Origin of the sequence: Pelomicrobium sp. (assembly GCF_036803785.1) — a bacterium.
Lineage (GTDB): Bacteria > Pseudomonadota > Gammaproteobacteria > Burkholderiales > UBA6910 > Pelomicrobium.
This window is the reverse complement of record NZ_DAIRTR010000118.1, coordinates 1-9,212: the sequence shown is the minus strand read 5'-3', so window position 1 is coordinate 9,212 and position 9,212 is coordinate 1. Positions and strand designations below refer to the sequence as shown.

At 65.4% G+C, this 9,212-nt stretch carries 7 protein-coding genes; 3 read left to right on the top strand and 4 right to left on the bottom strand.

Annotated features, from left to right (window positions below; translation table 11 throughout):
- The 3 genes from V7Q81_RS12490 to V7Q81_RS12480 form a co-directional block, all read left to right on the top strand.
- The coding region (locus tag V7Q81_RS12490) for a response regulator transcription factor (RefSeq protein WP_333843795.1) at positions 1-628 on the top strand (628 nt) is incomplete at its 5' end.
- A 146-nt stretch (positions 629-774) separates the two neighbouring features.
- A complete protein-coding gene (locus V7Q81_RS12485; protein WP_333843793.1) occupies positions 775-3,045 on the top strand; it encodes a TonB-dependent receptor in 2,271 nt (756 codons plus the stop codon).
- Between the two features lie 251 nt (positions 3,046-3,296).
- A complete protein-coding gene (locus V7Q81_RS12480) occupies positions 3,297-5,573 on the top strand; it encodes a TonB-dependent receptor (RefSeq protein WP_333843792.1) in 2,277 nt (758 codons plus the stop codon).
- A 61-nt stretch (positions 5,574-5,634) separates the two neighbouring features.
- Here V7Q81_RS12480 and pqqA read toward each other — a convergent pair whose 3' ends face one another.
- From pqqA to pip, 4 genes are all read right to left on the bottom strand, one after another.
- Positions 5,635-5,706 carry a pyrroloquinoline quinone precursor peptide PqqA gene (gene pqqA, locus V7Q81_RS12475; RefSeq protein ID WP_333843796.1) on the bottom strand — a complete coding sequence of 24 codons (72 nt, stop codon included), beginning with the start codon at positions 5,704-5,706 and terminating at the stop codon, positions 5,635-5,637.
- Positions 5,707-5,815: 109 nt separating this feature from the next.
- Positions 5,816-6,460: a response regulator transcription factor gene (locus V7Q81_RS12470; RefSeq protein ID WP_333843790.1), complete on the bottom strand. Its 645-nt coding sequence runs from the start codon at positions 6,458-6,460 to the stop codon at positions 5,816-5,818.
- 9 nt (positions 6,461-6,469) lie between these two features.
- Positions 6,470-8,209 carry a PAS domain S-box protein gene (locus V7Q81_RS12465; RefSeq protein ID WP_333843788.1) on the bottom strand — a complete coding sequence of 580 codons (1,740 nt, stop codon included), beginning with the start codon at positions 8,207-8,209 and terminating at the stop codon, positions 6,470-6,472.
- The gene (pip, locus tag V7Q81_RS12460; protein ID WP_333843786.1) at positions 8,200-9,147 is read right to left on the bottom strand and encodes a prolyl aminopeptidase; all 948 of its coding nucleotides are present in this window, start codon (positions 9,145-9,147) and stop codon (positions 8,200-8,202) included. Before pip ends, V7Q81_RS12465 begins: the two co-directional genes overlap by 10 nt.
- Positions 9,148-9,212: the final 65 nt, after the last annotated feature.

The following is a 9,212-nucleotide window of genomic DNA, read 5'->3' as shown; positions in this document are numbered from 1 at the left end:
TCGCCTGCTGCTGGCCGACGACCACGCGGTGGTCCGGGCCGGCTTTCGCCGCTTGCTGGAACGCCAGCCGCAGATCCGGGTGCTGGCGGAGGCGGCGAGCGGGGAAGAGGCCTACCAGCTCTACGGTGAATTGAGGCCAGACGTGGTGGTCATGGACCTCTCCATGCCCGGTATGGGCGGTCTTGAGACGATCCGGCGTATCCTGGCTCGGGACGCCGCCGCGCGGGTGCTGGTGTTCAGTATCCACGAAAGCGAAGCCTTCGCCCTGCGGGCGCTCAAAAACGGTGCTTTGGGCTATCTCACCAAGGCGGCAGCGCCGGAGGTGATCGTGGACGCCGTACACGCCGTGGCCCAAGGGCGCCGCTATCTTGGCCCCGACGTGGCGCAGCGTATCGCCTTGTACGCCGTGACGGGGACGCAGGATCCCCTGGCCTGCCTGAGCGCCCGGGAGTTCGAGATCTTCCAGCGGGTGGTGGAGGGGCATGGGCCCGAGACCATCGCCCGGGACCTGCACCTCTCAGCCAAGACCGTCGCCAACTACACCACCCAGATCAAGCAGAAGCTGGGCGTTACGAGCCCCGTCGAGCTGGTGCGGCTCGCCTTGAAGCATCATCTGATCTCCAGCTAGGCCATTCGTCTCTGCTGTCCTGGGTCTCGGGAAAATTTCCCGGCGCTTTTTACGCAATATGCGCACGCGCCGCGGCTTCTCGGGTTGTTAAGCTCCTCGCCCGCAGGCTCGACCAAACCAGCGACGTTGGTCATGAGGGGAGGCGAATGGTGAACAAGAACACGCTCGCGGCTTGGCTCGCGGGCATGATGGGAGGAGCCCTGGGGGTTGTGGGGGGCGTGCACGGGGAAGAGCGGGCGACCCGGCTGGAGGCGCCCACAGTGGAAGTGATCGGTACCACCCCCTTGCCCGATCTGGGGGTGCCTCTGGAACAGGTTCCCGCCCACGTCCAGGCCAAGACCGACCGGGAGATCCGGCTCCACCATCCCCTGGACCTTTCCGAATTCATGCTGCGCAACCTGGGCAGCGTGCAAATCAACCAGGCCCAGAACAATCCCTTCCAGCCCGACGTGATCTACCGGGGCTTCACCGCCTCTCCCCTGCTCGGCAATCCCATCGGGCTTTCGGTGTTCGTGGACGGGGTGCGGGTGAACGAAGCCTTCGGCGACACCGTGAACTGGGACTTAATCCCCCTGTCGGCCCTCTCCACCCTTAATCTGATTCCGGGCTCCAACCCCGTTTTCGGCCTCAATACCCTGGGCGGCGCGCTGTCTCTGCGCACCAAATCGGGCTTCGACTACCCGGGCACCACGGGCCAGGCCTACGCTGGTTCCTTCGGGCGCAAGGCCTTCGACATCGCCCATGGAGGACACCGGGACCGGATCGACTGGTTCGTCACGGCCAACGTGTTCGAGGAGGATGGCTGGCGGGATTTCTCTCCCTCCAAGGTCAAGCAGTTCTTCGCCAAGACGGGTTGGGAGGACGCCACGCGCGATCTGGATCTCTCCTACACTTTTGCGAAAAACGCGCTGGTGGGCAATGGGCTCGTTCCGGAGAGCTTCCTCGCCCAGCGCCGGGAGGCCATCTTCACCCATCCTGACGAGACGAGGCCGGAGCTACACTTTTTTAATCTCAAGGGCAGCCACTGGTTCGGAGACAAGACGCTCGTCTCCGGCAACGTGTACTACCGCAAGCTCGATCTCAGCACCTTTAACGGAGATGCGGAGTTCGACGACGGAGGCACCCCTTCGGATCCCACGGACGATGGTTATGAAGCGGAAAACCGCGCCACCCGCACCGCGAGCCGCGTCCTGGGGGCCACGCTGCAGCTGAGCTTCTTAGGGGCGCTTGCCGGACGTGCCAATCAACTCACCCTGGGCGCCAGCGTGGACCGGGGCCGCACCCGGTTTCGCCAGTTCGAGCAAGAGGCGGAATTCACCCCGGATCGGGGCACCCTGGCCACCGGCCCCTTCGAGCTGGATACCGCGGTTACGGGCCGCAACACCGCCTACGGCCTCTATTTCGCCGACACCTTGGCCCTCACCGATACGCTGGCTTTGACCCTCTCGGGCCGCTACAACCGGGCGAGCGTGCGCTTACGGGACGACACAGGACTCGCACCGGCGCTGGAGGGCCATCACACGTTCAACCGCTTCAACCCGGCCGTGGGGCTTACCCTTAATCTCCAGCAGGGACTTACCCTGTACGGGAGCTATCACGAGGGCTTCCGGGTCCCCACGCCGGTGGAGCTCACCTGTGCCGACGAGAATGATCCTTGCGCCTTGCCGGTGGGTTTCGTCGCCGACCCGCCCTTGGAGCCGGTAGTGGCCAAGACTTGGGAGGTGGGGGCCCGGGGCCGTCTGGGGCAGGGCTTGCAGTGGAGCGCGGCGGCCTACCGCACCGAGCTCAAGGACGACATCCTGTTCGTCTCCACCGGCGTAGGCCTGGGCTTTTTCACCAACGTGGACAAGACCCGCCGGCAGGGCTTCGAGCTGGGGCTTACCGCTCAGTCGGGCCCCATCGAGTGGTTCGCCAACTATGGCTTCGTGGACGCCACGTTCCGGTCCCCTGCCAGCCTGTTTAACCCGGTGGCCAATCCCCTGGACCCGACCCAGCCGGCCACCATCGACGTCTCGGCGGGGGACCGGCTGCCCGGCATTCCCCGCCATACCCTAAAGCTGGGGGGGGCTTACCGGGTGAGCGAACGCTTCACCGTGGGCGCCCAGGTGCTCTACGCTTCCCGCCAGTTCCTGCGGGGGGACGAGAACAACCAGCGTGGCGAACTCTCAGGCTACACGGTGGTGAACTTGACGATGGACTACCGCCTCGCCCGAAACTGGGTCCTTTTCGCCAAAGTGGACAACTTGTTCGACACCCGGTACGAGACCTTGGGCGCGTTCAATCGCAACGCCTTCGACCCGGCCACGGGCGAGCCCCGGGATCAACTGGGGCCCGTGGAGCGCTTCGTGGCGCCCGGTGCGCCCCGAGCCGGCTGGGTGGGGGTGAAGTACCAGTTCGGGGCCCCCTCTCGGCGCTGAGGCAGGGGCACGGCGTTCACCGCTTTTCATCGCAGGCCTTATCCTCCCCTCGGGCGCTCGGCACAGCGAGCGCCCGCTTTTTTTTTGGCGGCTGCTGTCGCCACACCCTGTTTCAAGAGCGTGACACTCGTTGGGCACGCGCAAACGCTGCCGATGGCCCGGCTTGGGGCGAAGCGCCTCGCCCGGGCCATGGCATGATTCCTGCACCCGCAGGCAAAAATCGTCTAAGAATCCCAGGGAGGAGGTGTTGGGTGTGGGGTTTGATCCTTCGTCCGCTAACGGCCTGGCGAATCGTTCTCTGGCTGCCCTGGTTCGCCGCAGCCGCCTGGGCCGAGAATCCGGCCGCCAGCCTGGAGGCGCCCACGGTGGAGGTGGTGGGCACCACGCCCCTGCCTAGCGTGGGGGTCCCATTGGAGCAAGTGCCGGCGGCGGTCCAGGCCGCCACCGGGGAGCAGATCCGGCGGCAGCAGGCCCTGGATCTTTCGGAATTCATGGAACAGAGCTTGGCCGGCGTCACGGTCAACGCCGCCCAGCACAATCCTTTTCAGCCAGATCTGAGCTTCCGGGGCTTTTCCGCTTCCCCCCTCCTCGGTACGCCCCAGGGCCTTTCGGTGTTCGTAGACGGGGTGCGAGTGAACGAAGCTTTTGGCGACACGGTGAACTGGGATCTCATCCCCCGCTCAGCCATTTCTAGTATCAACCTGATTCCCGGCTCCAACCCCCTGTTCGGCCTGAATACCCTGGGGGGTGCCTTAGCAGTGCACACGAAGTCGGGCTTCCAATACCCGGGCCTCGCCGTGCAGGCCCTGGGGGGATCCTGGGACCGGCAAGCGTGGGAGTTCGAATACGGAGGCTTCCGGGACCGGGTGGACTGGTTCGTGACCGGGAACCTCTTCCAAGAGGACGGCTGGCGGGAACATTCCCCTTCGAAGCTGCGCCAACTCTTCGGTAAGCTCGGCTTCGAGGACGACGTCATGGACCTGGATGCGAGCTTCACCCACGCCGACAACACCCTCGAAGGGGTTCAGGCGCTACCCTTGTCGATGCTGGACCGGCCGGAGCAGGCCTACACCTGGCCCGACCGTACCCGTAACCGGCTCAATTTCTTCAACCTCAAGGGCAGCCGGGTCTTGGGCGAGGCTACGATCCTCGCGGCCAACGTTTATTATCGCAGGCTCCACAGCGACAACTTCAGCAGCAACGTCAACGATGAGTTCGACCCTGTGACGAGCCCCAACCCGGCGTTCAATGACTTGAGCGTGACCGACCAGCGGGGCTACGGCGGTTCCGTGCAGTGGACCCTGCTCGGCCGCCTCCTGGGACGAGCGAACCAGCTCACCTTCGGCGCGAGCCTGGACCGGGGGGAGACCGACTTCAGTCAGTTGGAGCAGGAGGCCACCTTCACCCCTGACCGGGGGACGGTGGCGACCAGCGATTTCACGCTGGAAACCGACGTGAGGACGGTCAACCGCTACACGGGGATTTACTTCACCGACACCCTGTCGCTGACCGAGCGGCTACACCTCACCGTCTCGGGACGCTACAACCGGGCGCGGCTCAGAATCCGGGACAAAACGGGTTCAGAGCCTGCGCTGAACGGGGATCATGCCTTTTCCCGTTTCAATCCGGCGGCCGGCGTGGCCTATAACCTGGCCGCGAGCCACACCGTGTTCCTCGCCTACAACGAGGGCATGCGGGCGCCCACTCCGGTGGAACTTACCTGCGCCGACCCCCTCGCCCCATGCCGCTTGCCCAATGCCTTTCTGGCCGATCCGCCCTTGAAGGAGGTGGTTTCCAGGACCTGGGAGGCGGGCCTGCGGGGCCGCATCGCCGACCGCCTGGGCTATAGCGCCAGCCTTTACCGAACCGATCTCGAGGACGACATCCAATTCGTGAGCAGCGGCGGGGCCATCAATGCCGGCTTCTTCCAGAACGTGGGGACCACCCGCCGCCAAGGGCTGGAGCTGACCCTACAGGCCCACTGGGGCCGCCTGCACCTCTGGGGGAGCTATAGCTTCATCGAAGCCACTTTCCGCACCCCCTTCGTGCTGAACAGCCCTAACAATTCCTCGGCCCAGCCTATCCTGGGGCCGAGCGACATCCAGGTGCGGCCCGGCGACCGCCTTCCGGGCATTCCTCGTCACCTCTTCAAGCTCCGAGCCGAGTATCGGGTGGGTGAGGCGTTGTCCCTAGGCGCAAGCCTTCAGGCGGCAAGCCGTCAATTCGCCCGGGGGGACGAAAATAACCAGGACGCCCACGGTCCGGTGCCGGGCTATGCAGTGCTCAACCTGGACGCCCGCTACCGTCTCTCTCGCCGCTGGGAGCTCTTTTTCAAAGTGAATAACCTGTTGGACGAGCGCTACGAGAATTTTGGCGTGCTGGGGGAGAACTTTTTCCGGGGTCCGGGCGATACCTTCGATCCAGGGAGCGCCACCCCCGAGCAGTTCCGCTCCCCCGGCGCACCGCGGGCTGGTTGGATTGGGTTGCGTTACGCTCTGGGAGGCAGGGCGAAGGGAGCGGAGGACTGAGCGAGGAACGAAAAGGGACTGCCTCGCGGCAGCCCCCGAAAGACGAGAGAGCGCAGAATAATCAGCGGTTAGCGATGTACAAAGTGACTTCGAAGCCAAACCGCATCTCGGTGAATTGGGGCTTGGTCCACATGGCGAGTCCTCCTTGTCCTTAAGCGGGAGATTTCAGCTTCCAATATAAGTGCGGGCCCTCGGATCGGGTAGCAGAAAAAGCATGGACATGGGCTCATGATTTTCATGAGCTAGGGCTCCAGCAACCCCGCCCGCATGGCGATCAGGGTGAGCTCCGCGGCGTTGGAGGCGTTCAGCTTCTGCTTGATGTTGTACAAGTGGGTCCCCACCGTGCGGGGGCTCAGATAGAGCATTTCGGCGATCTCGGCCACGCTCTTGCCTTGGGCGAGGAGCAGGAACAGCTCGAATTCCCGTGGGCTCAGCACCTCCACCGGGTTGCGCGTTCCGGTCACCTGCTGGATTGCCAGTTGCTGGGCCAGGGCCGGCTCCAGGTAGACCTTGCCGGCGGCCACGTGCCGCACTGCCTGGATCAGCTCCTCGGGGGCGCTGCGCTTGGAGAGATAGCCGAGGGCCCCCGCTTCCAGGACCCGCTTCGGGTGCAGGGTGTCGTCGTGGGCGGAGAGCACCAGGATGCGGGCCTCCTTGTCCTTGGCGAGCAGTCGCCTCACGGCTTCCATTCCCCCCATGCCCGGCATGGAAAGGTCCATCACCACCACGTCCGGCTTGGCCTCCGGGTAGCGCTTGAGGGCCTGCTCGCCGGAATCCGCTTCCGCCACCACCCGGATGTCGGGTGTGTTTTCCAGCAGCAGGCGAAACCCCATGCGCACCACCGTGTGGTCGTCCACCAGCATGACCTTGAGCGGGGAAGCCGTCATGAAAACAGTTTAACCTGCTGCTGCCGTCTGGACGGATACCGGGATCACCGCCCGCACCATGACGCCCCCGCCAGGACGGTTCTCCACCGAGAAGCGGCCCTTGAGGGCTTGCACCCGCTCCCGCATGCCCAGGAGCCCGTAGCCCACCCGCACGGAGGTGCCGCCGTTGCCCATGCCTCGGCCGTCGTCCTGGACCGTGACCTGCACCGTGTCCTCCCCGCTTTCCGGATCGGACCCGCGCACCACCTGCACCTCGGCGCGGGAAGCGCCCGCGTGTTTGACCACATTGGTCAGGCACTCCTGGACGATGCGGTAGACCGTGATGTTGACCTCCTCCCCCAGGCCGTCCAGCGCGCCCTCCAGCTGCAGGGAGAAGTTCATCCGAGGATGGGCGGCTCGCCAGGTCTCCATCGAATCCTGGAGCGCTTCGGGCAGCCCCAGGTGGTCCAGGACCGAGGGCCTGAGGCTGCGGATCATACGGTGGACCAGATCGTAGAGGTGCCCGGCGATGGAGACGATGGTCTTTGCCAGTTCGTGGGCTTGGGGGTCGTTCTGGGCGGTGCGTTGGGCAATGGTCATGCCGATCGTCTTGATCGCGGTGGCGCATTGACCCAGCTCATCATGCAGCTCCCGGGCGAGGCTGCGGCGCTCCTCTTCCACGTGGCGCTGGATGAGCTGGGTGAGCCGGCGGTTCTGTTCCAGCTCCCGGGCGATCGTCTCGGCCCGTTTTTTCTCGGTGACGTCCCGCAGGCTCACGATCTCGCCCAGGACCTGGCCGCTGGCCGGATCCGTGAGAGGAGCGGCTGACAGGGACAGGTCGAGCGAGCGCCCGTCCCGAGTGAGCCACCGGGTCTCTGCGTTGTCGACGCGCCCGCCCCGCAGCAGCGCAGCCAGGGTTTCATCGGCCTGGCCCGCGTCGGGCATGAGGACGCGGGCGGACTGCCCCAGGATCTCTCCGGCGGCATAGCCGAAGAGCCGCTCGGCGGCGGGATTCCAGAAAGTGATCTTCCCCTGGGGGTCCAGGATCAGCGTGGCATCCCCCGACTGATGCACGGCGAGGGCGAGGCGCTGATTTTCCGCCATGCTGCCCTCCAGCGCTTGGGCCATGCGGTTGAAGGTGTGGCTGATGGCGGACATCTCGGGCAGGGCAAAGTCCGGCAGGCGCGCGTCTAGACGGCCCTGCTCCATCTGCGAGAGGCCCTCCAGGATGGTCTTCACGGGTTTCAAGGCCCGCTCCACCAGCCAGAACACCAGCACGTTGATCAGCACGAAAAAGGCGCCCGCAATCCAGGCTAGGCTTTTCAGGTCGTCCCAGGCGTCCAAAGTGGCGCGGGAAGGATCCGGGATCACCTCGAGGAAGCCCCCCTGGAAGCGCAGGAAAACCAGGGGCTCCTTCGGGCTCACCAGACGGCTGAACCATGGGGGGGCGTAGCGTCCCGCCTTGTACGGGGAGGGGGGCGAGACATAGACCAGATCGCCTAAGCTGTTGTAGCAGCGGATCTCGTTGGAGCGCACCCGGCCCAGGGAGTGGAGGAAGTTGAGCATCACCTGGAGCTGGGAGTCGGAGTGGGGCACGAACTGGCTGGAGTAGATGACGGTCGTGAGCAGTTGCACGGTGACCCGGGTGGCTGCCCGCACCTCCTCGCCGATGGATTTGCGCATGTTGTCCAGCATCATGGCGCCGCTGGCCATCAGGAACAGCACCATGAGGGCCGTGCACAGCAGGTTGATGCGGGTTCTCAAACGCATGAAGGGAAGGCGAGCTGGGCCTTGAACGCGTCTGCTGCTTGCAGCAGGGCCTGACCCATGGCGGGGGAGCCGGCGGAATGCCCTCCGCCCTCCACCAGGATGAGCCGAGCCTCGGGCCATGCTGCCTGGAGTCGGAAGGCCGCTGCCGGCGGACAAATCATGTCCAGTCGCCCCTGCACTAGGACGCAAGGGAGGTGGCGTATCTGCGGCACCCCGCGGAGCAACTCGCCCCGGTCCAGAAAACAGCCATGGATCAGGTAGTGGGTCTGGATCCTCGCCTTGGCGAGGAGCTTCTCGCCCGGCGGTAGCTCGGGGGAGACCGGGTCGAGGAGACCCATGGCCCGCCGCTCGTAGGCCTCCCAGGCCTGCGCCGCGGCAAGGGCCAACGCTCGGTTCGTTCCGTGCAGGGCGCGATGGTAGCGCTCGAGGAGGGTCTCTTCCCCGGGGATGGCCCGGGAGAATGCGTCCCATGCATCGGGCAGGAAGCGAGCGAGCCCCTGGAGGTACCAATCGATTTCTTCCTCGCTGCCCAGGAAAAGGCCCCGCAGCAAGAGCCCTGTACAGGCGGACGGATAGGCCTGGGCATAGGCCAGGGCAAGGGTCGCTCCCCAGGAGCCGCCGCATACCAGCCAGCGTTCCACGCCCAGATGGGCCCGCAAGGCCTCCATGTCCTCGAGGAGCAGCGGGAGGGCGTTTTCCTGGACACTGCCGGAAGGGGTGCTCTGGCCGCAACCCCGCTGGTCGAAGAGGACGACCCGATAGAAACTGGGATCGAAGAAACTCCGGCTCGCGGGGTTGGAGCCGCTTCCCGGACCGCCGTGCAGCACGACGACCGGACGGCCTCGGGGGTGGCCGCTCACCTCGTAATAGACCCGATGGACGCCCCGGAGGAGCCAACCCCGGGCGTAGGGCTCGGCATGGGTGTAAAACGCTGTCATCCCCGTTCCTCGAGGCGGAAATGGATGGGGATGGTGACCTCGTACCAGCGGCGTAGGTCGGGGGG

Bases quoted from the DNA above. Each gene is read 5' to 3' on its own strand.
- V7Q81_RS12485 (WP_333843793.1), top strand. From the start codon at position 775: ATGGTGAACAAGAACACGCTCGCGGCTTGGCTCGCGGGCATGATGGGA.
- V7Q81_RS12470 (WP_333843790.1), bottom strand. From the start codon at position 6,460: ATGACGGCTTCCCCGCTCAAGGTCATGCTGGTGGACGACCACACGGTG.
- V7Q81_RS12465 (WP_333843788.1), bottom strand. From the start codon at position 8,209: ATGCGTTTGAGAACCCGCATCAACCTGCTGTGCACGGCCCTCATGGTG.
- pip (WP_333843786.1), bottom strand. From the start codon at position 9,147: ATGACAGCGTTTTACACCCATGCCGAGCCCTACGCCCGGGGTTGGCTC.